The 27,000-nt window shown below is 70.7% G+C and carries 24 protein-coding genes; 10 read left to right on the forward strand and 14 right to left on the reverse strand.

The features are described 5' to 3' along the window. Nucleotides 1–3: 3 nt before the first annotated feature. The 3 genes from ACIQPR_RS22725 to ACIQPR_RS22735 form a co-directional block, all read right to left on the reverse strand. Nucleotides 4–525, reverse strand: a complete 522-nt coding sequence (locus ACIQPR_RS22725) for an AAA family ATPase (protein WP_403651089.1) — start codon at nucleotides 523–525, stop codon at nucleotides 4–6. A gap of 94 nt (nucleotides 526–619) precedes the next feature. Then, a complete protein-coding gene (locus ACIQPR_RS22730) occupies nucleotides 620–2,017 on the reverse strand; it encodes a condensation domain-containing protein (protein WP_403651091.1) in 1,398 nt (465 codons plus the stop codon). A 172-nt stretch (nucleotides 2,018–2,189) separates the two neighbouring features. Beyond that, nucleotides 2,190–3,014: a class I SAM-dependent methyltransferase gene (locus ACIQPR_RS22735; protein ID WP_403651092.1), complete on the reverse strand. Its 825-nt coding sequence runs from the start codon at nucleotides 3,012–3,014 to the stop codon at nucleotides 2,190–2,192. A 72-nt stretch (nucleotides 3,015–3,086) separates the two neighbouring features. On the opposite strand from ACIQPR_RS22735, the gene ACIQPR_RS22740 reads away from it, so the two are divergent. The 3 genes from ACIQPR_RS22740 (at nucleotide 3,087) to ACIQPR_RS22750 (ending at nucleotide 5,769) form a co-directional block, all read left to right on the forward strand. Further along, complete coding sequence (locus ACIQPR_RS22740) at nucleotides 3,087–3,689, forward strand: TetR/AcrR family transcriptional regulator (protein WP_403651094.1); 603 nt, start codon at nucleotides 3,087–3,089, stop codon at nucleotides 3,687–3,689. A 135-nt stretch (nucleotides 3,690–3,824) separates the two neighbouring features. After that, a complete protein-coding gene (locus ACIQPR_RS22745) occupies nucleotides 3,825–4,433 on the forward strand; it encodes a TetR/AcrR family transcriptional regulator (protein WP_403651095.1) in 609 nt (202 codons plus the stop codon). Nucleotides 4,434–4,776: 343 nt separating this feature from the next. Further along, nucleotides 4,777–5,769 carry a phospholipase D-like domain-containing protein gene (locus tag ACIQPR_RS22750; RefSeq protein ID WP_403651096.1) on the forward strand — a complete coding sequence of 331 codons (993 nt, stop codon included), beginning with the start codon at nucleotides 4,777–4,779 and terminating at the stop codon, nucleotides 5,767–5,769. Between the two features lie 94 nt (nucleotides 5,770–5,863). Here the strand turns inward: ACIQPR_RS22750 and ACIQPR_RS22755 are convergent, their stop codons facing one another. From ACIQPR_RS22755 to ACIQPR_RS22765, 3 genes are all read right to left on the reverse strand, one after another. Then, the gene (locus ACIQPR_RS22755) at nucleotides 5,864–6,772 is read right to left on the reverse strand and encodes a GlxA family transcriptional regulator (protein WP_403651098.1); all 909 of its coding nucleotides are present in this window, start codon (nucleotides 6,770–6,772) and stop codon (nucleotides 5,864–5,866) included. Between the two features lie 10 nt (nucleotides 6,773–6,782). Further along, on the reverse strand, nucleotides 6,783–7,382 hold the full coding sequence (locus ACIQPR_RS22760) for an isochorismatase family protein (protein WP_403651100.1): 600 nt from the start codon (nucleotides 7,380–7,382) through the stop codon (nucleotides 6,783–6,785). Between the two features lie 103 nt (nucleotides 7,383–7,485). Further along, a complete protein-coding gene (locus ACIQPR_RS22765; protein WP_403651491.1) occupies nucleotides 7,486–10,860 on the reverse strand; it encodes a pyruvate carboxylase in 3,375 nt (1,124 codons plus the stop codon). 234 nt (nucleotides 10,861–11,094) lie between these two features. Between ACIQPR_RS22765 and ACIQPR_RS22770 the strand changes: the two genes are divergently transcribed. Beyond that, nucleotides 11,095–12,312, forward strand: a complete 1,218-nt coding sequence (locus tag ACIQPR_RS22770) for a chitinase (RefSeq protein ID WP_403651102.1) — start codon at nucleotides 11,095–11,097, stop codon at nucleotides 12,310–12,312. 77 nt (nucleotides 12,313–12,389) lie between these two features. Here ACIQPR_RS22770 and ACIQPR_RS22775 read toward each other — a convergent pair whose 3' ends face one another. Further along, complete coding sequence (locus ACIQPR_RS22775; RefSeq protein WP_403651104.1) at nucleotides 12,390–13,124, reverse strand: hypothetical protein; 735 nt, start codon at nucleotides 13,122–13,124, stop codon at nucleotides 12,390–12,392. A gap of 67 nt (nucleotides 13,125–13,191) precedes the next feature. Next, nucleotides 13,192–14,757 carry a hypothetical protein gene (locus ACIQPR_RS22780; RefSeq protein ID WP_403651105.1) on the reverse strand — a complete coding sequence of 522 codons (1,566 nt, stop codon included), beginning with the start codon at nucleotides 14,755–14,757 and terminating at the stop codon, nucleotides 13,192–13,194. 211 nt (nucleotides 14,758–14,968) lie between these two features. Between ACIQPR_RS22780 and ACIQPR_RS22785 the strand changes: the two genes are divergently transcribed. Beyond that, nucleotides 14,969–16,675 (forward strand): carbohydrate binding domain-containing protein, encoded by a 1,707-nt coding sequence (locus ACIQPR_RS22785; RefSeq protein WP_403651107.1) that lies wholly within the window; start codon nucleotides 14,969–14,971, stop codon nucleotides 16,673–16,675. On the opposite strand, the gene ACIQPR_RS22790 is transcribed toward ACIQPR_RS22785, so the two are convergent. The 5 genes from ACIQPR_RS22790 to ACIQPR_RS22810 form a co-directional block, all read right to left on the reverse strand. Then, nucleotides 16,672–17,802, reverse strand: coding sequence for a YbhN family protein (locus ACIQPR_RS22790; RefSeq protein ID WP_403651109.1), 1,131 nt, complete (start codon nucleotides 17,800–17,802; stop codon nucleotides 16,672–16,674). The two genes, ACIQPR_RS22785 and ACIQPR_RS22790, sit on opposite strands and share 4 nt — an antisense overlap. A gap of 193 nt (nucleotides 17,803–17,995) precedes the next feature. Continuing rightward, a complete protein-coding gene (locus ACIQPR_RS22795; protein ID WP_403651110.1) occupies nucleotides 17,996–18,643 on the reverse strand; it encodes a TetR/AcrR family transcriptional regulator in 648 nt (215 codons plus the stop codon). Between the two features lie 133 nt (nucleotides 18,644–18,776). Then, the gene (locus ACIQPR_RS22800; RefSeq protein ID WP_403651112.1) at nucleotides 18,777–19,352 is read right to left on the reverse strand and encodes a hypothetical protein; all 576 of its coding nucleotides are present in this window, start codon (nucleotides 19,350–19,352) and stop codon (nucleotides 18,777–18,779) included. A gap of 140 nt (nucleotides 19,353–19,492) precedes the next feature. After that, nucleotides 19,493–20,371: a SigB/SigF/SigG family RNA polymerase sigma factor gene (locus ACIQPR_RS22805; RefSeq protein ID WP_403651113.1), complete on the reverse strand. Its 879-nt coding sequence runs from the start codon at nucleotides 20,369–20,371 to the stop codon at nucleotides 19,493–19,495. A gap of 142 nt (nucleotides 20,372–20,513) precedes the next feature. Next, on the reverse strand, nucleotides 20,514–21,326 hold the full coding sequence (locus ACIQPR_RS22810) for an SAM-dependent methyltransferase (RefSeq protein WP_403651115.1): 813 nt from the start codon (nucleotides 21,324–21,326) through the stop codon (nucleotides 20,514–20,516). Nucleotides 21,327–21,397: 71 nt separating this feature from the next. Between ACIQPR_RS22810 and ACIQPR_RS22815 the strand changes: the two genes are divergently transcribed. Beyond that, nucleotides 21,398–22,816, forward strand: coding sequence for a PP2C family protein-serine/threonine phosphatase (locus ACIQPR_RS22815; RefSeq protein WP_403651117.1), 1,419 nt, complete (start codon nucleotides 21,398–21,400; stop codon nucleotides 22,814–22,816). A 39-nt stretch (nucleotides 22,817–22,855) separates the two neighbouring features. On the opposite strand, the gene ACIQPR_RS22820 is transcribed toward ACIQPR_RS22815, so the two are convergent. Further along, nucleotides 22,856–23,302: an ATP-binding protein gene (locus ACIQPR_RS22820; RefSeq protein WP_403651119.1), complete on the reverse strand. Its 447-nt coding sequence runs from the start codon at nucleotides 23,300–23,302 to the stop codon at nucleotides 22,856–22,858. A gap of 240 nt (nucleotides 23,303–23,542) precedes the next feature. On the opposite strand from ACIQPR_RS22820, the gene ACIQPR_RS22825 reads away from it, so the two are divergent. From ACIQPR_RS22825 to ACIQPR_RS22840, 4 genes are all read left to right on the forward strand, one after another. Then, complete coding sequence (locus ACIQPR_RS22825) at nucleotides 23,543–24,418, forward strand: helix-turn-helix domain-containing protein (RefSeq protein WP_403651121.1); 876 nt, start codon at nucleotides 23,543–23,545, stop codon at nucleotides 24,416–24,418. After that, nucleotides 24,415–24,666 carry a DUF397 domain-containing protein gene (locus tag ACIQPR_RS22830; protein WP_403651123.1) on the forward strand — a complete coding sequence of 84 codons (252 nt, stop codon included), beginning with the start codon at nucleotides 24,415–24,417 and terminating at the stop codon, nucleotides 24,664–24,666. Before ACIQPR_RS22825 ends, ACIQPR_RS22830 begins: the two co-directional genes overlap by 4 nt. An 85-nt stretch (nucleotides 24,667–24,751) precedes the next feature. Next, nucleotides 24,752–25,579 carry an SAM-dependent methyltransferase gene (locus ACIQPR_RS22835; protein ID WP_403651125.1) on the forward strand — a complete coding sequence of 276 codons (828 nt, stop codon included), beginning with the start codon at nucleotides 24,752–24,754 and terminating at the stop codon, nucleotides 25,577–25,579. A 374-nt stretch (nucleotides 25,580–25,953) separates the two neighbouring features. Further along, on the forward strand, nucleotides 25,954–26,997 hold the full coding sequence (locus tag ACIQPR_RS22840) for a glycoside hydrolase family 5 protein (protein ID WP_403651126.1): 1,044 nt from the start codon (nucleotides 25,954–25,956) through the stop codon (nucleotides 26,995–26,997). The last annotated feature ends 3 nt before the right edge of the window (nucleotides 26,998–27,000 follow it).

Raw genomic sequence — 27,000 nt, forward strand, 5'->3', positions numbered from 1 at the left:
GGCTCAGCCCAGGGACGCGAACCAGGCCGCGGTCTCGCGGGGGTGGGCGAACCGGAGTGCGGAGAGCGGGGCGAAACGCGGGTCGTTCGTCCGGCGCGCGATCTCGCTCCGTCTGCCCGCGTGCTGGGACCAGGCCCACCACGCCGGGTGCTCACGGCTCAGCCAGCCCGCCCAGGTCTCCCGGTTGCCGCCGAAGACACGCTCGCGCGTCACCGTGCGGCGGAGCGAGCGGCGCAGCACGCGCGGCATGATCACGCCTCGCCCGTAGTCCAGCCAGAGCACCGTGTCCGCCGACTCCCAGAGCAGATCGCGGACTTCGGGCGAGCCGATCGAATCGATGATCCAGCGGGGTTCGGCGGTGAGCCGCAGCACGTCGTCGGTCAGGTGCTCGTTGACGGCCCAGCCGGGACCGGTGAAGTACAGGGCGTCCATCTCGTGGTAGGGCACCTTCAGCCGCTCGCCCACGCTCCGGGCCAGCGTGGACTTGCCCGCGCCCGTCGCCCCCACCACCAGAATCCGCTCCATCCACGCACCCTAACCACGATGTGCGAAGTCCGCCGATCATTGATCTGAGCCCCGGCATGGGCGGCCCGCGACCGTCGCCGGGTGGGCCGGGGGGTTACACCCGCACGGCCAACGCCCGCCGGGCCACCGAGACGAGGCGCTCCCCCACCAGCTCCATGCACAGCCGCATGTTCTTGTCCGCGATGTCGTTGTCCGGGATGCGGCAGGCGAACTGGAGCCCCTCGTGGACCCGGGTCACCCACGCGCACACCTGATCGCCGTACGACACCCGGATCAGCCCGTACGCCTTCAGCTCCTGCCAGCGCTCCGAACCGGGCAGGGCGCGCGAGTCGACGTAGGAGACGATCGAGTACAGGTCGGGGGACGTGGGGCGGAAGTCGGCGCCCAGCAGGCGCAGTACGCGGGCGATGGGCATGCGGGCCAAGGGGCGGTTCTCGCGGAGGGTGGCGCGGACCATCCGCAGGGCGTCGTCGAAGTCCCGCGCGTCCTCGACGGGGATCTCGATCGGCGCGCCGCCCACGTACCAGCCGACGGAGTCGGCCCAGCGGGACTTGGCCCGGGTGTGGAAGGGCACGACCGTGCGGTACACGTCGAGGCCGCTGATCTCACGGGCGGCGAGGGCGACGGCCGCCAGGACCCCGACGAGGCTCCCGCCGTACGGGCGGCAGTACGCCTCGAAGGCCGCCGCCTCGGTGCCGTCGGTCAGCATCTCCTGGAGGAACTTCTGTGTGGGCAGCGGCCCTTGGGGGTCGAGGCCGAGGTCGACGGGGAAGTTGGGCAGTTTGCCGTCGCAGCGGGCGATGAACTCGCGCCAGCGGGAGACGACGGTGTGCGTGTCGTCGATCCGGTCGGCGTCCGTGCGTTCGTCCGCGCAGAAGTCGATGTAGCTGGCGACGGGCGCCGCTTCGACCGATGTCCCGGCCAGCCCGGCCGCGTACAGCTCGTGCACCTCCCCGGCGATCCGGTGGAGCGAGTAGGCGTCGACGTTGCTGTGGTCGAACGCCAGGTACACGCTCGTGCAGTCCGGGCGGACGACCGCCGTGAAGAGGAAGTTCGGCCAGGTGAGCGCGTCCGCCGTGACATCGAAACGGTCCTGCAGATACCGGGTGAGCGTCCCCGCGTCCGCGAAGTCGCCCACGTCCTCCCGGTGCAGGACCACCGCGTCGGCGTCCAGGGTGAAGCGGCGCATCTCGTCACCGGCCCACCGGAAGCCGCTGCGCAGGGTCTCGTGCCGGAGCATCCAGGACCGCAACGCGCCCTGGAGCACGTCGAGTTCGATCCGCCCCGGCAGGTCGAAGGCGGTACCGAGCCAGGTCGGCACGAACAGCCCGTCCTCGCGCACCGTACGCGCCGTACGGATATGGGACTCCTGCACATAGGCCGGTGGCCGCGCGTCGTCGGGAAGCGCCCGCGCCGCTCCTACGGCCGCCGGGTGCAGCGTCCACTCGACGAGTCGTCCGGGACGGATCTCGCACCGCTGAAGGTCACTCATGCGCACAGGGCTCTCCGTTCGCCTGCCCACGGGAGGCCGCCGGGCACCACTGTCGATCCACGCCTCCATGCCGCTCGGGCACCGCTTCACTGCATGCGGAGATCAACGAGCGGGATCTTCGGAAAGCAACGCTCTGGAGCCCGCCCTTCGAAAAGGGGCGGGGCAAAGCGGATCAAAGGGAAGTGTCGGCGCGTGCGGCGATGACGGCGAGGGTGGTGCAGTCCAGCGTGAAGCGGCCTCCCAGTCCGTCGATCGCGCGGCCCACCTCACTCTGGATCTCGGCCAGTTGGGCGGGGGCGAGGCGGGTGAGGCCGCCGGTCGTGGGGAGGAGTTCCAGCCACTCGTCGCGCGTGTAGGACCGCGCCCAGTCGAACCGCGCCTGTTCCGGGGCGTCGAACCGCCCGCTCTCGGCGATCCTCTCGGCGACCCTCGCGTAGCCCGCCCGGTACATCTCCAGGGGACGGCGGGCCGGCCCCTCGTTGAACGGCGCGTCGGGCGCCACGCGCCGGTAGGCGGCGGCGAAGGGCTCGGCGACCTCGGCGGGCGGCTCGTAGACGTGCCCGAAGATCGCGAGGCGGCCGTTCGGGCGCAGCACGCGGGCCGCTTTCACGGCCCCGGCGAGGGGGTCCACCCAGTGCCAGGACTGGGCGGCGGTCACCATGTCGAACATCCGGCCGCCCGGTTCCCAGGCCTCGAAGGTCGCCACCTCGACCGGCAGGCCGCGGTCCCGTGCGACCTCGGCCATCCGCGCGTCGGGGTCGACGCCGAGCACGGTGCAGCCGACGGCCTGGAACTGGCGGGCCGCGATGCCGGTGCCGCAGCCCACGTCGAGCACGGCCGTCCCCGGGCTCCCCGCGACGAGGCGGGACACCAGGTCGTCCGGGTAGGCGGGGCGCGCGCGGTCGTAGCGTCGGGCGTCCGTGCCGAAGGACTCGGCCATCTTCCGGGCCTGGTGGAGCGGGGTCGGCGAGGGGCGCTCGGGCGGTAAAGTGGGCATGCGTTCACCTTAGTGGGCAAGCGCCCACACGCCAATGGGTGCCAGTGGACTGGCGCGGGAGAGGATCGACGAGTGCCGACCGGGGTCCACCTTCGTGATGCGCGGCAGCAGCTGTTCGACGCCGCCGAACGCGTGCTATTGCGGGACGGCGCGGACGGACTGACCAGCCGGGCCGTCACCGACGAGGCGGGCTGCGCCAAAGGCGTACTGCACCGGCACTTCACCGACTTCGACGCCTTCCTGGCCGAGCTGGTCCTCGACCGGGCCGCGCGGCTGGAGACGGACGCGCGGGCGCTGCGCGACGCGGCCGGCTCCGGCACCGTGGCCGACAACCTCACGGCCGCTTTGACCACTCTGTTCGGTCCTGTGCCGGTGGCGATCATCCCGCTCATCACCTTCCGGGACGAGCTGCGCGCACGGCTGCGGCAGGCTCGGCCCGGGGGCGGGATCGCCATCCTCGCCGAGGTGACGACGGCGGTCTCCGGCTATCTGACCGACGAGCGCGCCCGGGGCCGTATCGCGGCCGACGCGGACATCGACTCGCTCACCCTCTCCCTGGTCGGGGGCGGGCACCTCCTGTTCGCCGACCGGGCCTCGGACCCGCCGACCGCGTCGGCCGTCGGCAAGCTGGTGAGCACGGTGCTCGCCGATGTCGTACAGCGGCGGCCACGCTGAACTCGACGTGCGGCGGCGGGAGTTGCCCCAGAGGGGTCCGGACAGGGGCCACGGGCAGCCGGTGTGGACGGCGTCAACAATGGTGACACGGTCAACAACGTGGGCCGCACACACATCGCCGGTACACTCCCCGCCATGCCGACCCGCCCCCGCCCCTATCACCACGGAGACCTGCGCGCCGCCCTGCTGACCCGCGCCGAGGAGACGCTTCGGGAGCAGGGGACCGCCGCCCTGTCGCTGCGCGGACTCGCCCGCGATCTCGGGGTCAGCCACAACGCGCCGAGCCGCCACTTCAAGGACAAGCAGGCGCTGTTGGACGCGCTGGCGCTGACCGGCTACGAGCGGATGACCGACGCCATGCGGGCGTCACAGGCCGACGCCGGCGAGTCGTACCGCGGGAGGCTGGAGGCGGTGGTCCGCGCGTACGTGGGCTTCTGCCTGGAGAATGCCGCGCTGCTGGACCTGATGTACTCGATCAAGCACGATCCGCAGGCCTCCGCCGCCCTGCTGGAGGCGACCGGGCGCTGGTCCGAGCTCATCGAGCGGTTGATGGTGGAGGGGCAGCGCCGGGGCGAGGTGCGCGAGGGCCCGCTCGACCGCGTCGGCGTCCCGGTCTTCGCGACGCTCCACGGCTACGCCGACCTGGCCGCGACGGGCATGCTCACCTCTGAGGTCGCGGCACAGGGCCTGGACGAGGTGATCGCGTTCATCCTGCGGGGCTGCGCGCCGGACGCACGCGCCTGACCGTCCTTGCGACGTGGGCGGGCCGAGTGGTAGCGGGACCGCACGCCGCACGTGGCGAAGGTGGAACGGAGCCATGGGTTCACCCGGCCGGAGGTCCTGCGGAAGCCGGCCGCGGGCTGAGGGCTTCGCCGGCCTGCCCACGACCGCGACAACGAAGTTTTTGCGAACTCACGGGGACCCCATGAACCGGCTCCCACCTGCGTGAAGTCCTCTTTGTCCACTCCTGCTCGACGGCGGTAATCGCGAGTTCACCGAGGTTCTCTTCCTCAGCGTTCTACGCGCGTGGTGTCATGCCCACGCTCACCACCCCCCACGTGGGCATCAACTCGACTAGGAGTCACGCATGTTGAGGACGTTCCTCGGCCGTGCCGGCGTCACCCTGGTGGCCGGCGCCGCCGTCTTCGTCACCGCCGTCCCCGCCGACGCGGCGACGTACACCGCGTTCGCCTTCTCGCAGACCACGAGCGAGCCGACGATCTACGACTTCATCAACTCGGCCACCTCCTCGCTCGACATGACCATGTACGAGCTGGAGGACACCACCGCCGTCAACGACCTGATAGCCCTGGCGAACAAGGGCGTCACCGTGCGGGTGGTCCTCGACAACGCGCACCAGTCCGCGAACAGTTCGGCGTACACCGCGCTGACGAACGCGGGCGTCGGCGTGGTCTGGTCGCCGTCCAGCTTCGTCTACACGCACCAGAAGACGATCACGGTCGACGACACCAAGTCCCTTGTCCTGACGGGCAATCTGACCTCGCAGTACTACACGACCGGCCGCGACTACGGCGTCTTCACCGACGACACCCGCGACGTCGCCGCGATCGAGAAGGTGTTCAACGCCGACTACGCCGGCACCTCGATCACCCCGACCGACGGCGACCATCTGCTCTGGTCCCCCACCGACTCCCGCAGCCGCCTCCTCACCGTGATCAACGCGGCCACCAAGACGCTCGACGTCGAGGAACTGGAGTTCAGCGACAGCACGGTGGTCAACGCGATCGTGGCCAGGGCGAAGGCAGGCGTGACGGTGCGGGTGGTGCTGGAGACCCCGTCGAGCTACGCCAGCGAGGTGTCCGCGATCAAGGCGGCCGGCGGCACGGTCGTCGGGTACTCCGACCCGAACGGCTTCTACATCCACGCCAAGGCCATGGTCGCCGACTACGGTCTGTCCACCCAGGAGGTGGAGGCGGGCTCGATGAACATCAGCAGCAACTCCCTCTCCAACAACCGGGAGTTGGGCATCATCCTCACCGGCACGGGCGTGGCCCAGTCCGTCGCCACCACCATCGAGACCACCTTCAAGAGCGACTACGCGGGCGGTACGGCCGCCTAGTTCGCACCGGTCGGCCGTGTCTCCCGGCACCGGTCGGCCCTGAGGGCATACGTCGTCGGGTGGCGCCTCGACAGGACGGGGCGCCACCTCTCGATCACTGGCCGCGGGCGCGCAGCCGGCGCAGCATGCGCGCGTCCTCGAAGCCGACCGAGCGGGCGGCGGTGTCGATCGTGGTGCCGTGGCTGATGAGGTGCTCGGCGCGTTCGAGGCGGAGGGTCTGCTGATAGCGCAGCGGGGTGAGTCCGGTGGCCCGGGTGAAGAGCCGGGTCAGGGTTCGTTCGCTGACGCCGACGGCCGAGGCGAGGGCGGGCAGCGGCAGCGGTTCGTCGAAGCGGGAGTCGATGAGGTCCTGGGCGCGGTGCACGGTGTCGTCCAGGTGGGAGCGGTGCCGCAGCATCGCGCTGGTCTGCGGTTCGTGGCCGTTGCGGCGGGCGTAGACGACCATGTCCCGGGCGATCTGGGCGGCCACGGCGGGGCCGTGCCGGGTGGCGATCAGGTGCAGGGCGAGGTCGATGCCGCTGGCGATGCCGGCCGAGGTGACGACCCGGTCGTCGGTGGTGAACAAGACGTCTCGGACGACCGTCGCCTTCGGGTGGCGCAGGGCGAGTTCTTCCTGCACGTCGTGGTGGGTCGTGCAGTGGCGGCCGTCGAGGAGCCCGGCCCGGCCGAGCGCGTCGGCTCCGGCGCAGACGCTGGCCACCGTTCCGCCGCGCGCGTGGTGCTCCCGCAGGGCCCGCAGGGGCGCGGGGCCGATCGCGGGGCCCTGCGCGAGCCGCAGCGAACGCCAGCCGGGCACCACGATCAGGTCCTCGGGGCCCAGCTCGGGCCAGTCGAGCCCGGTCTCCAGCGGCAGCCCCTGGGCACTGGTGACCCGGGGCCGCTCGGCGACGTAGGAGAGCGTGTAGGGGTGCCCGAAGTCGGCGGCCGTGGAGAAGACCTGCGCGGGGCCGGCCAGGTCCAGCAGATGGACTCCGGGTACCAGGAAGAAGACGACGTGGCTCACGATCCGGTCATCATGCCCGAGACGCGGCGGCGGCTTCCAGTTCGGCGACCGTCGCGATGGTGGCGAAGCGGCCGGCGAGGGCGTACTCGGTGCGCCTGATGATCTCGTCGGCGGGCAGGGTGCGGGGGTCGGCCAGGAGGTCGGCGACGCTCTGGTCGGCGGGGGCGTCGCGGTGCGGGATGGGGTTCGTGGCCGTCGCGTCGGTGACGAAGGTGACCTGGTAGCCGAAGTCGCTGGCGACGCGGGTGGTGGTCTCGACGCACTGTTCGGTGCGGATACCGCAGACGACGATCTCGCGGACGCCGTGCTCGGTGAGGATCTGCTGGAGGTTGGTGGTGGTGAAGGCGTTGTGCGAGGTCTTGTGGATCAGCGGTTCGCCCTCCGCGCGCTCCAGTCCGTCGATGAGGCGGACATGGCCGAGGGCGGGGTCGAAGACGTCGCCGCTGCCGGGCTCGGAGTGCAGTACCCACACGACGAGGTCCCCGGCCCGGCGGGCCAGCCGGACCAGGCGGTCGGCCTGCTCGGCGATCTTCGGGTCGGAGATGGTGTCCCACAGCGGGCGGGCGCGGAAGGATTCCTGGACGTCGATGACGATCAGTGCTCGGGTCATGTCCTCAGGATGGGCCGCGCGGGTGCGGCGGCGACAGGCCGCATCGGGTCCGGGACCGGACTGATCCGGTCACCCGGGGGTGGGCCTGTCGCCGCTGCCGCGCCTACCTCAGCTCGACGAGCAGGTCGCCGCCCTCCACCTGCTGGATGCGGTTGATGGCGAGCCGGGAGACCCGGCCGGACCGGGGCGCGGTGATCGCCGCCTCCATCTTCATGGCCTCGATGGTCGCGACGGTGACACCGGCCTCCACCTCGTCGCCCTCCTCGACCGCGAGGGTGACCACGCCCGCGAACGGGGCGGCGACATGGCCGGAGTCGGTGCGGTCGGCCTTCTCGGTGACGGGGATGTCGGAGGCCGCGGCGGCGTCGCGGACCTGGATGGGCCGGAGCTGTCCGTTGAGGGCGGACATCACGGTGCGCATCCCGCGTTCGTCGGCCTCGCCCACGGCCTCCAGCTCGATGAGGAGCCGGACACCCGGTTCCAGGTCGACCGTGTACTCCTTGCCGGGGCGGATGCCGTAGAAGAAGTCCTTGCTGTCGAGGACGCTGGTGTCACCGTAGGTCTGGCGGTGCGTCTCGTACTCGCGGGTCGGGCCGGGGAACAGCAGCCGGTTGAGGGTGGCGCGGCGGTCCTTGTCGAGGGCCGTGCGGTCCTCGACGGAGAGGTCCTGTACGGGCTTGGGGGCGGCGCGGCCCTGGAGTGCCTTGGTGCGGAACGGCTCGGGCCAGCCGCCGGGCGGGGTGCCCAACTCGCCGCGCAGGAAGCCGATCACGGAGTCCGGGATGTCGAAGCGCTCCGGGGACGCCTCGAAGTCGGCGGGGGAGACTCCGGCGCCCACCAGGTGCAGGGCGAGATCGCCGACGACCTTGGAGGAGGGGGTGACCTTCACCAGGTGGCCGAGGATGCGGTCGGCGGCGGCGTACATCGCCTCGATGTCCTCGAAGCGGTCGCCGAGGCCGAGCGCGATGGCCTGGGTGCGCAGGTTGGAGAGCTGGCCGCCGGGGATCTCGTGGTGGTAGACGCGCCCGGTCGGGGAGGCGAGGCCCGCCTCGAAGGGGGCGTAGATCTTGCGGACGCTCTCCCAGTACGGCTCCAGGTCGCCGACGGCCTGGAGGTCGAGGCCGGTGGGGCGCTCGGAGTGGTCGGTCGCGGCGACGATCGCGGAGAGCGAGGGCTGCGAGGTCGTGCCCGCCATGGACGCCACGGCGCCGTCGACGGCGTCCGCGCCGGCCTGGATCGCGGCGAGGTAGGTGGCGAGCTGGCCGCCCGCGGTGTCGTGGGTGTGCAGGTGCACCGGGAGACCGAACTCGCGGCGCAGCGCGGAGACGAGGGTCGCGGCGGCGGGCGCGCGCAGCAGGCCAGCCATGTCCTTGACCGCGAGGACGTGGGCGCCCGCCTCGACGATCTGTTCCGCGAGGCGGAGGTAGTAGTCGAGCGTGTAGAGCCGTTCGCGCGGGTCGGACAGGTCCGAGGTGTAGCAGAGGGCGACCTCGGCGATCGACGTTCCGGTGGCACGTACGGCGTCGATGGCCGGGCGCATCTGACCCACGTCGTTCAGCGCGTCGAAGATGCGGAAGATGTCGATGCCGGTGGCGGCGGCCTCCTGGACGAAGGCGTCGGTGACCTGGGTCGGATAGGGCGTGTAGCCCACGGTGTTGCGCCCGCGCAGCAGCATCTGGAGGCAGATGTTGGGGACGGCCTCGCGCAGTGCGGCCAGCCGGTCCCAGGGGTCCTCGGCGAGGAAGCGCAGCGCCACGTCGTAGGTGGCGCCGCCCCAGCACTCCAGGGAGAGGAGTTGCGGCACGGTGTGGGCGACGACGGGTGCGACCGCGAGGAGGTCCTTGGTGCGGACGCGGGTGGCGAGCAGTGACTGGTGCGCGTCGCGGAAGGTGGTGTCGGTGACGCCGATGGTGGGCGATTCGCGCAGGTGGCGGGCGAAGCCCTCGGGTCCGAGTTCGGCGAGCAACTGCCGTGATCCGGCCGGGGGTTCGGTGGCGGGGACGGGCGGCAGCTTGGTGGTGGGGTCGATCAGGTCGGGGCGTTCGCCGTGCGGCTTGTTGACCGTGACGTCGGCGAGGTAGGTGAGCAGCTTGGTGCCGCGGTCCGCGGACTGGCGGGCCGTCAGCAGCTGTGGGCGCTGCTCGATGAACGCGGTGGTGATCCGCCCGGCCTGGAAGTCGGGATCGTCCAACACCGCTTGCAGGAACGGGATGTTGGTGGCCACACCGCGGATGCGGAACTCGGCGACGGCACGCCGGGCCCGGTTGACGGCGGTGGTGAAGTCCCGGCCCCGGCAGGTGAGTTTGACCAGCATGGAGTCGAAGTGGGCGCTGATCTCCGTACCGGCGTGGGTGGTTCCGCCGTCGAGGCGGATGCCGGAGCCGCCGGGCGAGCGGTAGGCGCTGATGCGGCCGGTGTCCGGGCGGAAGCCGTTGGCGGGGTCCTCGGTGGTGATACGGCACTGGAGAGCGGCGCCGTGCAGGGTGACCGTGTCCTGGGAGAGGCCGAGGTCGGCCAGGGTCTCACCGGAGGCGATCCGCAACTGCGCCTGGACCAGGTCGACATCGGTGACCTCCTCGGTCACCGTGTGCTCGACCTGGATGCGCGGGTTCATCTCGATGAAGACGTGCTTGCCGTGCGGGTCGAGGAGGAACTCGACGGTGCCGGCGTTGCGGTAGCCGATCTCGCGGGCGAAGCGGACGGCGTCGGCGCAGATGCGCTCGCGCAGTTCGGGGTCGAGGTTGGGCGCGGGGGCCAATTCGACGACCTTCTGGTGGCGGCGCTGGAGCGAGCAGTCGCGCTCGAAGAGGTGGATGACGTTGCCCTCGCCGTCGGCGAGGATCTGCACCTCGATGTGGCGGGGGTCGACGACGGCCTTCTCCAGGAACACCGTGGCGTCGCCGAACGCGGACATGGCCTCGCGGGCGGCGGCCTCGATGGACTCGCGCAGGGCGGCCGGGTCCTCGACGCGGCGCATCCCGCGTCCGCCGCCGCCGGCGACGGCCTTCACGAAGACCGGGAAGCCGATCTCCTCGGCGGCGCGCACCAGTTCGTCGACGTCCGTGGAGGGCGCGGAGGAGCCCAGCACGGGTACGCCGGCCGCGCGGGCGGCGGCGACGGCGGTGGCCTTGTTGCCGGTCAGCTCCAGGATGCGGGCGCTGGGGCCGACGAAGGTGATGCCCGCCTCCTCGCAGGCGCGGGCGAGTTCGGGGTTCTCGGAGAGGAACCCGTAGCCCGGGTAGACCGCGTCCGCTCCCGCGCGCTGCGCGGCGCGCACGATCTCGTCGACGGAGAGATAGGCGCGGACCGGATGTCCGGGCTCACCGATCTCGTAGGCCTCGTCGGCCTTGAGCCGGTGCAGCGAATTGCGGTCCTCGTGGGGGAAGACCGCGACGGTTCGCGCGCCCAGCTCATAGCCGGCGCGGAACGCCCTAATCGCGATCTCTCCACGGTTGGCGACCAGCACCTTGCGGAACATTCCCGATCCCTTCAGCCTGCCGGTGACGTGCACCATGGTGTCGGCGTCGCCCCTATAACGCCATGTGAGCCGGGACACTAGTCGCAAACGTGTCGCGCGACGCGCTCCACCGGGCCGACGGTAAAGAAATCGTATGGTCTAGTCCAAAGTGCCACTTGGTCCAGTCCAATCCATTGACGTGGCCGCGACACCGCCAGAAGCTGGGCGCCTCCCCCACTTCACCGGAGGCACAACGTGACACGTCTTCGCGCATGTCTCGGCGCGGCGGTGGCCGTGACGCTCGCCGCCGCGGGCACGACCGCGCTGGTCGCGACCGACGCCCAGGGCGCGCCGAGCGCGGCCACCGCGCTCAGCAACCGCTGGTACGCCGCGGCCCCCTACCTGATGCCGACGGACAACAACCCGCCCGACGCCGGCACCATCATGGACGCCACCGGCCTCAAGGCCTTCCAGCTCGCCTTCGTCCTCGCCCCCAACGGCGGTGGCTGCACCCCCACTTGGGGAGGCACCTCACCGGTCTCCTCGGACACCGCCGTCCAGTCGGTCATCAACACGATCCGCGCCAAGGGCGGCGACGTCTCCGTCTCGATCGGCGGCTACGGCGGCACCAAGCTCGGCCAGTCCTGCGCCGACCCGGCCTCGACCGCGGCGGCGTACCAGCAGGTCATCACCAAGTACGGCCTGCACGCGATCGACTTCGACCTGGAGGAGCCGGAGTACGAGAACACCGCGGCCGTCCACAACGAGATCGGCGCGGCGAAGATCCTCCAGCAGAACAACCCGGGCCTCTACGTCTCCGTCACCACGGCCGGCACGGCGGACGGCACAGGCTGGTTCGGCAAACAAATGTTGTTGGAGGCTAAGTCGCAGGGGTTCACCCCGAACAACTTCTCCATCATGCCCTTCGACGGCGGCTTCAACGGCGCGGCCTCGCAGACCGGCGCGCTCACCAACTTCAACTCCATCCTCCAGTCCACGTTCGGCTGGGACCAGGCGACCGCGTACGCGCACGAGGGCTTCTCGGGCATGAACGGGCGCAGCGACACCGGCGAGTACTTCACCCAGGCCGACTTCCAGACGGTCCTGAACTACGCCACCAGCCACAACATGGACCGCTTCACCTTCTGGTCGCTCAACCGCGACCGGCCGTGCAGTCCGGTCGACAACGGCGGTACGACGTCCGGGACCTGCTCCAGCGTGGCGCAGAACGCCTGGGACTTCGCCAAGTACTCCGTGCAGTTCGCGGGTGTGACCCCGCCGACCTCGACCCCGACCCCGACGCCCACGCCGACCCCCGGCTCGTGCAAGTCCGCGTGGAGTGCCACGGCCGTCTACACGCAGGGCAACGAGGTGTCGTACGGCGGTCACAACTGGGTGGCCAAGTGGTGGACCCAGAACGAGGTGCCCGGTGCCTCCCAGTGGGGCCCCTGGCAGGACGAGGGCTCCTGCTGATCCGGCGGGATCAGCGGGTCACGGCGGCGGCGCCGGGCGGGCCAAGGGAAGGGTCCGCCCGGCGTCGCCGGCCACGCTCAGCGCAGGATGTTGACCGCCCGCGCGACGACCAGCACGACGGTCACCAGGGAGACCGAGGACTGGCCCATCATCAGCATCTTCGCCCAGCGCGAGAGGGGCATCACGTCGGTCGGGCTGAAGGCGGTGGAGTTGGTGAACGACAGGTAGAGGTAGTCCAGGAACGCCGGTTCCCAGTCCGCCGGCGCGGTCTCCGGGCTCTGCATCTGGACGAAGAGGAAGTCGGCGTACCGGCGGTGGCCCATGACCCGCTCCAGCGGACCGCCGCGGTCCCACTCCCAGTACCAGAGGGCGAACACGATGACGTTCGTCAGCCAGATACCGCCGCCGGTGAGCAGCAGCGGCCCGGCGTCCATCGCCTCGGTGCCTCTGACCAGACCCGCCACCAGCCGGACCGCCGCCCACCCGTTGGCCAGGGTGATCACAGCCGTGAGGAACAGGCTCGGCCAGCGCAGCCACCGTTTGCCGGGCTCGATCCGCCGGGGATTGGCGACGAACAGGCCGATCATCAGGGCGAGTTCGAGAGCGGGTAGCAGCCAGTAGGGATGGAAGGCGAGCCGGTGCGGCAGCAGCAGCTGCACGGCGACCGCCACCAGGATGACGGCCGACACGGCCCACCGTGTCTCCCCTCGCGTCACCCGCCGCCACGCGGGCACCACATCGCGCCCGCTCTCCGCCAGCAGCCGTTCGATCCGGTCCAAACGGCCCTCGGGATCGTCTCTGTCGTCCGTCATGGGCACGATTGTCCCGGGTCACGAGCCGATCACCGGACCGGCATGCCCCACAACGGCCCCTCGGGACTCAGCCGGTGCCGAAGCCCCCTGTCGCGTAGGCGCACTCCGTGTAGATGTAGCCCGACCTGAGCTTGGCCGTGTCCGAGGCGGGGGTCGCGGTCGAGCTGTCCGGGCGGTGCACGAAGTACGTGGTGCCGGTGGGCAGGCTGATCGTCTTCTGCGGGTAGTTCTTGCCGCCGCTGCACGGCTTGAAGCCGGTCAACAGGGTGCTGGTCAGGGAGTACGTCGTGCAGCTGCCGCAGGCCTTGAGCGTGAAGCTGCCGGTGACCGGGCCGGTGTAGAGGACCGTGATGTCGTCGGGGCTGTCGTTCTTGACCGTGACGGAGATGCTGCCGCCGGAGGCGGTGGTCGGCAGCTTCTTGCCCGCCGCGGGGACCGTCTGGGCCACCTCTGCGGCGATGGCGATCTTCTTGGCGCGGGCCCGGTTCTTGTCGTGCGTGTTGTTCTTCACGAAGTCGTTCATCGTGCTGAGCGCCGAGTCGAAGTCGCCGGACCTGTACTGCGAGACACCGCACTGATAGGTCCCGGCGGCGGCCTGGCCGCCGGCCCGTGTGGCGTCCGCGCCGAGCGCGTCGGACACGCCCGCCGGTCCGCCCTCCAGGGTGCCGATCTGGGTGGAGAGGCTCTTCAACTGCTCGACGGCGGCGCACGGTTGGCCGCCGCTCACGCCCTGCGCCGCCTTGGTGACGGCGGCCTTGACGGCCGGTTCGACCTGGCCCGCCTGGGAGGACTGCGGGAACGTGGTCAGCAGATCCCCGAAGTCCGTGGGCCAGGTCGCGCTCTGTGCGGCCAGCGAGGTGGAGGCGCATTCGTACAGGGAGGTGGCCAGCCGGTCGTCGGGCCAGGTGGCCAGCGTGCCGAGCTGCTTCTTGCCGATGGTGCCCGGCACGGTCCGCAGATACTTCAACTGGGGTATCGCGTCACAGTAGTTCTTCTGCGCGTAGGCCCCGGCGACCGTCGTGTAGAAGGTCTTCAGCCGGTCGGGGACCTTGCCGGCCGCCCGTGATCCGGAGTGCGCGGTCGTGAGGTCGTCGTACACGCCCAGCGCCTGGCGGTAGTGGGGTTCGGCCGTGGAGAACGCCGACTGCCCGCTGTCCGCGACGAGTTGGTCGGCCTTCTCCAGCCGGTCGAGGAGCATCTGCTGGGTCGCCTCGTCGCGCGCGCCGTCGTACAGCACGACTCCCCCCGCGGGTACGGCGAGCAGCACCAGGCCCAGCACGGTCGCGAGGGGCGCGGACGGGGGCCAGGCCAGCCGGGTGCGCAGACCGACGAGCGCGCCGTGGACGGCGGCGAGGACGAGGAACACGACGTACAGCACGACGAGCGGGCCCGGGACGCCGTCCGGGTCGGCGGGCAGGGCGACCAGCAGCAGGACGGCGGTCGCGGTCCAGCACACGGCCGTCAGCAGCCGGCGGCGCATGAGCGCGTAACCGAGGCCCAGGCCACTGAGGTTGAGCAGTCCGACGGCCGCGGATCTCAGCCGGTCCGGGGGCGCGGGCGGCGGCGACGTGGGCATGGGCGGCACGGCGAAGCCCTGATACCCCTGATAACCGCCGTAATGGTCACCGGACATGATGACTCCCCCCGATCAACAACGCCCCCGTTACCGTGACTTGTCAGTGTACGGTCGGGTTCGCCGCCAGGACAGAGCAGACCGCGGGAGTCCGTTGGTCTAGTCCTCTTGACGGAGGACCCGGCGAGTTGTTTGGTATGTACCAAAGCCTTTCGCGCTCCACCCCCCACAACTCCCCCTCCCCATAGGCACCCCCGAAAGGGGATCTGTCATGCGCCTGGCAAGACTCGCGGCCTCCGTGTGCACCCTCGCGCTCTCGGTCACCGGCGTCACCGTCGCCCTGGCCCCCGCGAGCAGCGCCGCGGGAAGCAGCGTCTACTCCGTGGCCCCTTACGTCGACATGTCGAACAGTCAGGAAGGACTGCTCGACACCGCCATCACCGGACACCAACTCAAGGCGTACACAGCGGCCTTCGTCCTCGGCGTCGGCTGCAACCAGATCTGGGGCGACACCCTCCCCATCGGCAACGACTCCTTCACCGACCCCCTGATCGCCAAGGCGAAGTCCGAGGGCGCGTCGGTCGTCATCTCCTCGGGCGGCGCCAGCGGCGAGCCACTGGCCTGGACGTGCTCGACGCAGAGCAGCATCGACGCCGGGTACCAGGCCATCATCAACGACTACGGCGTCACCCAGCTCGACTTCGACATCGAGGGCGCCGCCATCGCGGACACCGCCGCGGCGGCCCGCCAGATGCAGGCGATGAAGGACCTCAAGGCGGCCAACCCGAACCTGAGGTTCTCCATGACCCTGCCGGTGCTGCCGAGCGGGCTGACCGGCGACGGCGTCAACATCGTCAAGGCCGCCAAGAACGCGGGCATCAAGATCGACGTGCTCAACATCATGGCGATGGACTACTACGCGGGCACCGGCACCGAGATGGGGCAGGCCGCGGTCTCCGCGGCGAAGGCCACGCTGGCGCAGATGCAGTCGGTCGACCCCGGCTACACCTACGCCAACCTCGGCATCACCCCGATGATCGGCAAGAACGACGACGGCTCCACCTTCACCCTGGCGGACGCCCGCACGGTGGAGAGCTTCGCCGCGCAGAACAGCGTCGGCCGACTGGCGTTCTGGGCCATCACGCGCGACCAGGCGTGCGGCGGCAACGCCAACTCCCTGCCCACCTGCAGTCAGATCAGCCAGAGCAGCCTGGCGTTCACCGACGCGTTCGTGCCCTACACGGGCGGTTCGGGCGGCGGCGGAGGCACCACGAGCGACTTCTCGCTGTCCCTGTCGCCGGGCTCCGGCTCGGTCGCGCAAGGCGGAACGGCGACCTCGGCCGTCTCCACCGCCGTCACCTCGGGCAGCGCCGAGTCCGTCGGCCTCTCCGCGTCCGGGGCGCCCTCCGGCGTCAGCGTCTCGTTCAGCCCCAACTCCGTGACGTCCGGGGGCAGTTCAACGCTGACGGCGACGGTCGGATCGTCCGTGGCCGCGGGCAGCTACCCGATCACGGTCACCGGCACCGCCGCGACCGGCAGCCACAGCGCCACCTACACGCTCACCGTGACCGGCAGCGGTGGCGGAGGCGGCGGCGGGGGCTCGCTGACCAACGCGGGCTTCGAGACCGGCAGTCTCAGTCCGTGGACCTGCACGGGCGGCAGCGCGGTGGTCTCCAGCCCCGTCCACAGCGGAAGCCACAGCCTTCAGGTCACGCCGAGTGCCAGCAGCACCGGCGAATGCGACCAGACCGTCACCCTGACCCCGAACAAGAGCTACACGCTCACCGCCTGGGTGCAGGGACCGTACGCCTACCTCGGAGTGAGCGGCGGTGCCTCCGCGAGCACCTGGTCGACCAGCACCAGCTGGAACCAGCTGTCGGTGACCTTCACCACCGGCGCCAGCGGGACGGTCACCGTCTTCGTCCACGGCTGGTACGGCCAGTCCGCCGTCACGGCCGACGACTTCGCACTCGGCTAGCGACCCGCCGGCGTACCGGCGCCGGTGCCCAGGGGACCCCTGTCCTCCTGGGCACCGTCGGCGTCTGCCGTGTCTGCCGGTACGGCCGGCTCACGGCGGTTGTGGCGGCGGATGACCAGCCACGTTATCCAGCCGACGCCGATGATGAACCCGAAGCTGATGATCCGGTAGAGCACGACCGTGGCGATGGCGGTGCTGGTCGCGACCCCGCCCGTGACCAGCCCGAGGACCAGCGCGCTGTCGATGATCCCGAGGCCGCCGGGGATGATCGTGAGGGTGCCGGCGGCCATGCCCGCGCAGTAGGCCAGCAGCAGCTGGGCGTTGCTGATCCGGGTGTCGCTGATGGCGTGGAAGCACAGCCACAGACAGCCCGCGTCGAGCAGCCAGTTGAGTACGGCGAAGACGGCGGCGGCGACCGCGTGCCGGGGCCGCAGCCGGGCGGAGCGCAGCTGCTCGACGAAGCCGCGGATCCGGTCCAGGCCCTGGGTCTCGGGCAGGCGCCGCAGCTTGTTGACCCTGGCCAGCGCGGCCCGGGTCGCCGGTTCGACCTTCTCCGGGTGGCGGGTGATGCGCCGGATGCCGATGGTGAGCAGCAGGACGGCCAGACCGAGGGTGAGCAGGCTGTGCCACTGGAGGCTGCCGTCGGAGGCGATGGCGGAGACCGCGGTGACGACGGCCAGGGCCGCCGCGGAGAGGATGCCGGACAGTGCGATGCACCAGGAGGCGATGGCGGGCGTGGCCCCGAAGCGGCGCATCTGCTGGTAGTTGAAGTGGGTAGAGAACGCCGGGCCGCCGGGCAGTGTGACGCTGAGCGAGTGCGCCGCGTAGGCGAGGGCGACATGGCGTTGGATCGGCACGTTCACCCCGGCCGAGCGCAGCAGCCTGCGCTGCATGCGCGCGTAGGAGCCCATGGCGGCGACCTCGGCGACGAGCGCGACGGCGAACCAGTTCAGCCGGGGCGCGCGCAGCTGAGACAGGGCGGCGGCGAGTGACGGCCAGCCCAGCACCAGTTCGGTGGAGAACAGCGCCAGCAGGACCGTGATCACCACCGCGCGCAGCAGGCGCCGGGTGCGGCGCGGCGCCGTGTCGGCCGGTTCGGGGGTGAGGGCGGTGTCCGGAGCGTGCACAGGCAGGACCGTCGATTTCGTGAAGTGGGCTTCAACCGCCGGCGATCCCGGCACCGCGCGGGGCGGCCACGGTGTTCTCCGAGCGGACGAGGGAGCGGGCGCCGAGGCGGAACTGTGCCAGTTTATCCACGATGGTCCGACCGGCCGCGATGTGCCCCAGGACTCGGCGCGCGTGCGTCGACGGAGCGCGGGCTCAGTCGTCCGTGGCGGTACGGGTCGCCCCCGCGATCTCGTCCACCACGTCACGCGCCCGCTTCTCCGGCACACCGGCCGCGATCAGCGTGGCGACGGCCGCGTGGGTGCCGTCGTCCTCCAGCCGCCCGGAGTTGACCTCTTCGAGCAGCGCGATCGTCATGGCCTCGACTCCCGCGCTGAGTACGGCGGCGGGCAGCTGGGTGTGGAAGACGCCGTCGCGCTGGCCCCGGTCCAGGACGGCGGTGGCGGTGCGGCGGGCCGGTGCCAGGATCCCGGTCACCCGCTCGACACCCAGGTCGCGGCGGGCCAGGGCCAGCAGGAGCCGGTAGCGGTCGCCGACGGTCCACATGGACAGGACGAAGCGCGCGAACGCCCGGTCGGCCGACTCCGGCTCCCCCGGTTCCGGGTCGCCCGGCAGCGCTGCCCGCAGCGTCTGCGCGGCCTCCTCTGCCAGTGCCTCCAACAGCGCCTCCCGGCCCGGGAAGTGCCCGAACAGGGTGCGCCGCACCACACCGGAGGCACGGGCGAGTTCTTCGAGGGTGATGTCCGGGTTCCGGCCCAGTTCCCGGCGGGCCGTGGCCAGGATGCGTTCGCGGTTGGAGCGCGCGTTGCTCCGCCGGGGGACGCGGGCCGGGGGCTTGGTCACGGACAACCTCGGTGTGGTGCGGGAACGACGGTGCCAGGGCGAGCGGCGCGCCAAGTCTGGCACGGCCCGGCGGCTGCCCTGCGTCCCCGCCCCCGCTCCGTTCCGGTTCAGTAGGAGCCGGAGGTGTGCGGGTTCAGTAAGGGCGGAGGTAGCGGTCGAGCCGGGAGCGGGCCCGGCTCACGCTGAGGCCCAGTGCCTTGCCGAGCGCCTCGCCCGAGACGTCGTCGGCCCGCACCCCGTACGCGGCCTCCCTGCCGACCCGGACCGCCATCCGCTCCAGCATGGCCACCGCCTTCAGCGCGGCCACCGGCGCCGTCTCGGCGAGCGCGTCGAGCCGTTCCTCCAACTGCTCCATGAGATCGGAGAGTTCCTCCGGCAGCGGGACCGTACGGCGTTCGACCGCGTTGATGTGCTCCCACCAGTCCTCGTACGCGTCGGACGTGTCCAGGTCGTCCAGGTCGCGGTGGTCCACCTGGTCCCAGTCGATGGGATGGCTCTCGCCGCGCCAGCCGCACACACAAGAGGCCCGCCAGGCCGCCGCCTTGGGGCGGCCCAGCCAGCCGTTATACGCCCACCACTCCTGCGTGTGGAATCCGTTGGTGCCACTGCCCACGTCCAGATACACGGGTTTGGGCTCACTGCCATCGGCGAGTGTCGCCCCCACGATGCCCTCGTGCGACTCCCCGAACTCCTCGCTCCGCCACGCCACGGCTCCCCCTTCCGACACCCTGTCACAGCCGGACCGGCACCCAGGGTGCCGGTCCGGTCACAGTAAGAGAGTCCCGCGGAACGGGTGTCCGGGGAGGGTGATTTCACCCAACAGACCGGATTGTTGGGCAGCAGGACCCGTCAGGCGACCGCGGGGTCGAGCAGCCCCGCGCGCAGGCGCCGCAGCATCCGGCTGATCAGGCGGGACACATGCATCTGGGAGATGCCGAGTTCCTCGCCGATCTCGGCCTGGGTGCGCTCCTCGACGTAGCGCATGTGGATGATCCGCCGCTCCCGCTCGTCGAGTTGGGCGATCAGCGGGGCCAACGAGTTGAGGTCGTCGACCAGTTCGAGGCCCGGGTCGTCCTCGCCGATGACGTCGGCGAGGACGGTCTCGCCCTCGGCGCCGGCGTCGGAGCTGAGCGCGGCGTCGAGCGAGGAGGAGGTGTAGCCGTTGGACGCCTTGCGCGCCTCGATGACCTCTTCCTCGGTCAGGCACATCAGCTCGGACAGTTCGCGGGTGGTGGGCGTACGGCCGAGGCGGGAGCGGAGTTCCTCGGTCGCCTTGGCCAGTTCGACGCGGGCCTCCTGGAGCCGGCGCGGCACATGGACGGCCCAACTGGTGTCACGGAAGAAGCGCTTGATCTCGCCGACGATGTAGGGGACGGCGAACGAGGTGAACTCGACCTGCCGGCTGAGTTCGAAGCGGTCGATCGCCTTGATGAGTCCGATCGTGCCGACCTGGACGATGTCCTCCATCTCGTTGTTGCTGCGGCTGCGGAAGCGGGCCGCCGCGTAGCGCACGAGGGAGAGGTTCATCTCGATCAGGGTGTTGCGCACGTACTGGAACTCGTGGGTGCCCTCCTCCAGCGAGGTCAGCCGGTCGAAGAACTGGCGCGACAGCTCACGCGCGTCCTTCGGGCTCACCTTCGACGGCTCCGCGATCAACGGGAGTGACTCCTCGGCCGCCACCCGCCGCCCTGCCGTGGCCGGTGCCTTCGCTGCCGTCACGGCTCCCATAACGCCCACCCCATTCGCTCGAACGAACTACCGACAAGAGGCCCCTGCCCCGGTTCTCGCGGCTCATTCCTCCTCGTTCGGTCAAATCCGGAACGGGCATATGCCGTTCGGTCCGCCGTCGGGCGCCGCGGCCCGCGCCGCCTCACCCGGCCTTGCGGCCGACGCCCGCGTAGACCCAGTATTCCGAGGGGTTCTCCGGGATCTCGTCCTCGGCGTCCGGGCGCCACAGAGGGACGTAGGTCAGCCCGGGTTCGACGAGGTCGAAGCCGTCGAACAGGCCGCTGATCTCGTCGCGGGAGCGGGCGGTGACGGGCGAGGTCGCCTTGGAGCGGTACAGCTTGCCCACGGCGGCGGCGGTGTCCGGCCGGTCCTGGTTGGTGGCGTGGCTCAGCGCCAGCCAGCCCTCGCCGGGCAGCGCGTCACGGAACGCGGCGACGATGCCGGCCGGGTCCTCGTCGGGCGTGATGAAGTGCAGGATCGTGATCATCAGGACGGCGACCGGCTGGTCGAAGTCGATCAGCTTCCGCAGCTGCGGGGCGGACAGGACCTCCTCCGGTCGCCGGATGTCGCCGTCCACGATGTCCGCGTCCGGGTTGTCGGCGAGCAGGGAGGCGCTGTGCGCGACGGCCACCGGGTCGTTGTCGACGTAGACCACGCGGGCGCCGGGCCCGGCCGCCTGGGCGACCTCGTGGACGTTGCCCTGGGTGGGGATGCCCGAGCCCAGGTCGATGAACTGCCGTACCCCGGAGGCGACGAGGAAGCGCACGGCCCGGCCGAGGAAGTCGCGGTTGGCCCGGGCCAGGGTGCGCACCTGGGGGTCGATCGCGGTGAACGCGGCCAACGCCTCGCGGTCTATGGCGAAGTTGTGTTCACCGCCCAGCATCGCGTCGTACATCCGGGCGACACTCGCTTTGTCGGGGTCGATCCCCTGCGGCAGACCCGCGCTACCCGGCACCTCAACTCCTCTTCATCCGAAGATCCTTGACGAGTCATCATATGATTGCCGTCGAACGCACGGCAGACCGCATGCCTCATGCCACGCGGCCGGTCCCCACCCGGAAAGGCACGACCCTGCGCAACGAACCGCGCAGTCACCACGGTGACGCACTCCCTGCCGGCCCCCCACGCCGCAGACAGGCCTTCGCCCCGGCCGCGGACGTGATCGGCTCGGAGCTCGATCTGCGGCTGACCGGCACGCATGTCGTGCACGCGCTGACCCCGGGGTTCTGCGACGCGGCGTCGGTGTATCTGCTGGAGCGGTGGGTGCTTGAGGAGAACACCGCGCCGTCCGGGGAACCGGCCCAGATCGAGGCGCGTCGACTCGCGGTGCGGGTGGGCGCGGAGGCGCAGGAGACCTGGGACGGTGTGCTGCCGGTCGGCGAGGTGATCGTCTTCCCGCGCGAGACGCCGTACGCGCGCGCTCTCGCCACCGGGCACACCCAGGTGCTCGACGGGGTGGACACGCACACCTCGCAGCGGCTGCTGGCCTCCGCGGGCGGGGACGCGCGGCGCATAGACGATCTGCTGCGCACCGCGTCCTTCCTCGTGGTCCCGCTCCAACTGCGCGGCTCCATCGTGGGGTTCATCGCCTGTACCCGCGGCCCGCAGCGGGAGCCGTTCCTGCCCGGCGAGGCCGTGGCCGTGGAGTCGCTGGCGGCCCGGGCGGGGGTGGCCCTGGACAACGCGCGCCGCTACGAACGCGAGCGCCGCACCGCGCTGGCGATCCGCAACAGCCTGCTCCCGGACCCGGCCCAGGAGTTCACCGGCTGCCGTATCGCCCACGGCTATCTTCCCGCCGGGCAGGGCAACATCATCGGCGGCGACTGGTTCGACGTCCTGCCCCGCCCCGGCGGCCGGGTCGGTCTGGTGGTCGGCGACGCGATGGGGCACGGTCCGGACTCCGCCGTCGCCATGATCCAACTGCGCACCGCCGTGCGCACCTTGGCCCGGCTCGACATGGAACCGGCCGAACTGATGCGCCGTCTGGACGAGTTGGCCTGCGACACCCCGGGCGCGTCCTTCGCCACCTGCATCTACGCCGAGTGGGACGCGCGCTCGCACACCTGCACCCTGGTGGGCGCCGGGCATCCGCCGCCGCTGCTGCGCGGTCCCGGGGGACCGGCGGCGCCCGCCGTACTCGCCAGCGCGGGACTGCCGTTGGGACTCGGCACGGGCAACTACGAGGCCGCGGTACTGACCGTCTCCGAGCCGTCCCTGCTGCTGCTCTACAGCGACGGGCTGGTGGAGTCCCGGCACGCCGACATAGACCAGGAGATCGCCCGGCTGGCCAAGGCGCTCGACACGGCCGCCGCCGAACCCGCGCCGCCCGGCGGCCCGGACGCCTTCACCACGCTGTGCGGACGGCTGCTGCACTCCCCCGGCGCGGCGCCCGGAGCCGACGACCGCACCCTGCTGCTGGCCGAGTTGACGCCCGCGGCCACCTGAACAGGCCGCGGACGTCCCCTCCCCCTCCATGGCCCGCGATCAGCGCCCGGTCGACAGCATGGCCCAGACGGCCTTGCCGCCGGTGAGGCCCGAGCGGTCGACCCCCCAGGTGTCCGCGAGCGCCTGCACGATGAACAGCCCCCGCCCGCTCTCGTCGTCGGCACACGGCTCGCGGCGGGGCAGGCCGCGGCCGGTGTAGTCGTGGTCGTGCACCTCGATGCGCAGCGAGCGCTCGTCGACCAGCCCGACCCCGCACAGGAGCCGCGCGCTGGGTGTGTGGCACACGCCGTTGGTGGCCAGCTCGGAGACGAGCAGCACCGCGTCGTCGCGCACGCTCTCGGGGAGGTCCCACTTGGCCAGGTGCGCGCCCATCGAGTGGCGGGCGACCCGGACGCCCGAGCGGTGCGCCGGGAGTTCCAGCCAGTGCGCCAGGTCGGGACTGACGACGTCTAAGAGCTGCGGGGAGGGAGTCGTGTGGGGGGACACGGTGGTTCGCCTTCCATCGGGGGCGGGCGCAGGCGGGAGACGCGGTTCATCGGCAACAGGCGTGCCGGAATAGGGGTGTTCCGGCAGGAGGCCTAGATCACTGACACAAGTAACTATGCCCATAGGTCAGTTCAAGCTGCAACCGGCTCCCTGATAATTACAGAACGCCGATTTCTGTCTGGCGACAACAGCAAGTCGCTGTCAGACTGGCGCCGGTGACAGTCCCTCAGGAGGTTGGGCGTGAGCGAAACTCGTTCGGGCAGCACCGGCGCCGGTGCTCCCACGGTTCTGCGCATGATCCTCGGCCGTCGGCTCCAGGACCGGCGGCAGGGCGCGGGCGTGTCCCTGGACGACGCCGCCAGGGCCCTGCGGGTCACGTCCCTGACCATCCGCCGCCTGGAGAAGGCCGAGGTCGGCCTCAAACCGCTCTACGTAGAGAAGCTCCTGGAGACCTACGGCGCCGACGAGCAGGAGATCGAGGAGTTCGTCGCCCTCGCCGAGCGCGCCAACCGGCCCGGCTGGTGGCACGACTTCCGTGATGTGCTGCCCGGCTGGTTCACCGCCTATGTGAGCCTGGAGACCGGCGCCAAGACCCTGCGCACCTATGAACCTCACTACGTCACGGGGCTTCTCCAGACGTACGACTACGCGCGTGCCGTACTGAGCGGCGGGTTCCCGAACGACAACGACGAAGATCTCGAACGGCGGGTGCAGTTACGTCTGCGCCGCCAGAGTCTGCTGGAGAGGCCGGACTCGCCCACGCTGTGGGCGGTGCTGGAAGAAGCCGTGCTCCACCGGGTGGTGGGCGGTCCCGCCGTGATGCGGGACCAGATAGACCGGCTCCTCGAAGTCTCGGAACTGGACCACGTCAGTGTCGACATCGTCCCGTTCTCGGCGGGTGCCCACGTGGGGGCGTGCGCACCCTTCACCTATTTCCGGTTCGAGGAACCGGAGCTGCCCGACATCGTCTACAGCGAGATCCTCTCCGCCTCCATGTACCTGGACCAGCGATCCGACGTCGCGGCCCATCTGGAGGCGCACAACAGGATGGCGCTGCTGACCTCGTCCGCGGACAGCAGGGCGCTCTTGAACCGCATGCGCAAGGAGTACTCATGACCACCACCGACGACACGGTCTACAACGGGATGCCCGCCTCGAACCTCGGGGAGCAGGGCTGGGAATGCCCCTGGAGCGGTCCCAACGGAGGTCAGTGCGTGGAGACGAAGCAACTCGCCGACGGCCGCGTCGCGTTGCGCCAGTCGACGGACCCCGCCGGACCCGCGCTGATCTACACGCCGCAGGAGATGGCCGCGTTCGTCGCCGGGGTCAAGCGCGGCCTGGCCGACCATCTGATGGCCGGCTGAACCAGAACCACGGGCGAGAGGACCTGGAGCCGGCCCGGCTGCGACCTGCCCGAGACGCCGATGAACACCACTTGAGAGGGACAGCATGACCAACCCCCACGCCACGCGGGACATCGACACCAGCAGGCCGCACTCCGCCCGCATGTACGACTACTACCTGGGCGGCAAGGACCACTTCGAGGTCGACAAGCAGGCGGCCGAGTCGGTCTCGGGTGTCTTCACCGGCGTCTTCGTCGCCGCCCGGGAGAACCGCGCGTTCATGCACCGCGCCACCCGCGCCCTGGCCCGGGAGCACGGCATCCGCCAGTGGCTCGACATCGGCACCGGCATACCCACCGAGCCGAACCTGCACCAGGTCGCCCAGTCCGTGGTGCCCGAGGCCCGGGTGGTCTACGCCGACAACGACCCGCTGGTGCTGAAGTACGCCGAGCGTCTGATGCGCAGCACCAAGCAGGGCCGCACCGCGTATGTGCAGGCGGACGTCAACTCCCCCGACATGCTGCTCAACTCCCCCGAAGTGGCCGAGATACTCGACTTCGACCAGCCGATCGCGCTGTCCCTCAACGCGCTGCTGCACTTCGTCACCGACGAACAGGACCCGTACGGCATCGTGGAGCGGCTGCTGTCGGTCCTCCCCTCGGGCAGCGCCCTGGCCATCAGCCACGTCACCGCGGACTTCGACCCGGAGGCCTGGGCGAAGGTCGTCGCGATCTACGAGGCGGGCGGGACACCGGTCAAGGTCCGCACCCAGGACGAGGTCGCGCGTTTCTTCACCGGGCTGGAGCTGCTCGACCCGGGCGTCGCGGTCGCGCACCGCTGGCGCCCCGAGCCCGTGAGCGAGGAACGTTCCGAGGCGGACGCGCCCACGGACGCCAAGGTCAGCCTGTGGACCGGGGTGGGCATCAAGCCGTAGCGGCTCCGCGCACCTCCAACGACGTTACGTGCGGGAAACCTTGACGACGGCGGTGCCGGATGCCACGATTCCGGCGCCGCCATGTTTGCGTAAACATCTCCAGGGCCGAGCCGGCCGACAGATCCGGTCAGGCTTCCGACCCAAGGATGTTTACGCAAACATCTCGACGCGGCCGGTGCTGGACGGAGAACAGGAGGCTCCCAGCGAGCAGCGGGACAGCCGCACCCCACTCCCCTACTCCCCCACACCGAGCCCACCGGGCCCGGAGACGGTGAGCCGACACCGCCGTCCCGCCCGGTCTCTGTTCCGACGGCCGCTCAGCCGCACGCATGCCCCGCCATGCGCCGAGCCGCCATACCTGAAAGGGCAAGTCGATGCGCACCATCCCCGCCAGAACCCGTCTGCGCGCCACCTTCGTGGCCGTCGCGATCGCCGCGGTCACCGGCACCACGCTGGCCGGCACTCCCGCCTCCGCCGCGCCGAGCAAGAACACGTCCCAGTTCAAGGGCGTCAACTGGGCCGACCCGCGCGACAATTACGCCGACGACCCGGTCGTCCTGTCCGGTCTGTCGCTCACCGACACCTACGCCCAGACGTACACCAAGGCGACCCGTGTCATCGCGGCCTTCCGCGCCAACCTCGGCGCCAACACGGTGCGGCTGCCCATCAACCCGTACACGGTGAACGGCAGTTACTGGAAGTCGTACCGCGGTGTCATCGACGCGGCGACGGCCCAGGGCTTCAAGGTCATCGTGTCGTACTGGGAGGGGACGGGCGCCAACAAGGACGGCTTCATCGACGACCAGGCCACGTACTGGCCCATGTGGAACACCGTGGTGAAGGCGTACCAGCACAACCAGCGGGTCTACTTCGAGCCGATGAACGAGCCGCACGGCTACACCGACACCGAGTGGGCCGACATCGCCGCCAAGTGGCTCGACACCTACTCCCAAGTGCCGCGCGACCGGGTGTTCGTGAGCGGCGCCGGCTACAACGACCACGTCACCACGGTCTGCGCCGACCCGCGCCTGAAGGGCACCTACCTCTCCCTGCACCACTACGGCTTCTGGAAGGACTACGCGACCTACGACCAGTGGGTGAGCGACCTCAAGGAGCGGCTCGGCACCTGCGCGAACCGTACGGTGGCCGACGAGTTCGGCGCCCCGATGACCACGGGCCTGAACTACAACGTGCCCACGCCCACCGACAATTCGGTCAACTTCATCCAGGCCGACACCGACACCTTCCGCAAGCTCGGCATGGGTTCCGTGTACTGGCCCGGTCTGCGCACCGACGACACGTACTCGATCCAGAAGCTCATCGGCGACGCGGCCCGTCCCTGGCTCGCGACGACCAACCAGTCCGGCGCGGACCGGCTCGCGTGGGCGTGGGGCCGGGGGCGTCCCGTCAAGCCCTGAGAC

Origin of the sequence: Streptomyces sp. NPDC091280 (assembly GCF_044768565.1) — a bacterium.
Lineage (GTDB): Bacteria > Actinomycetota > Actinomycetes > Streptomycetales > Streptomycetaceae > Streptomyces.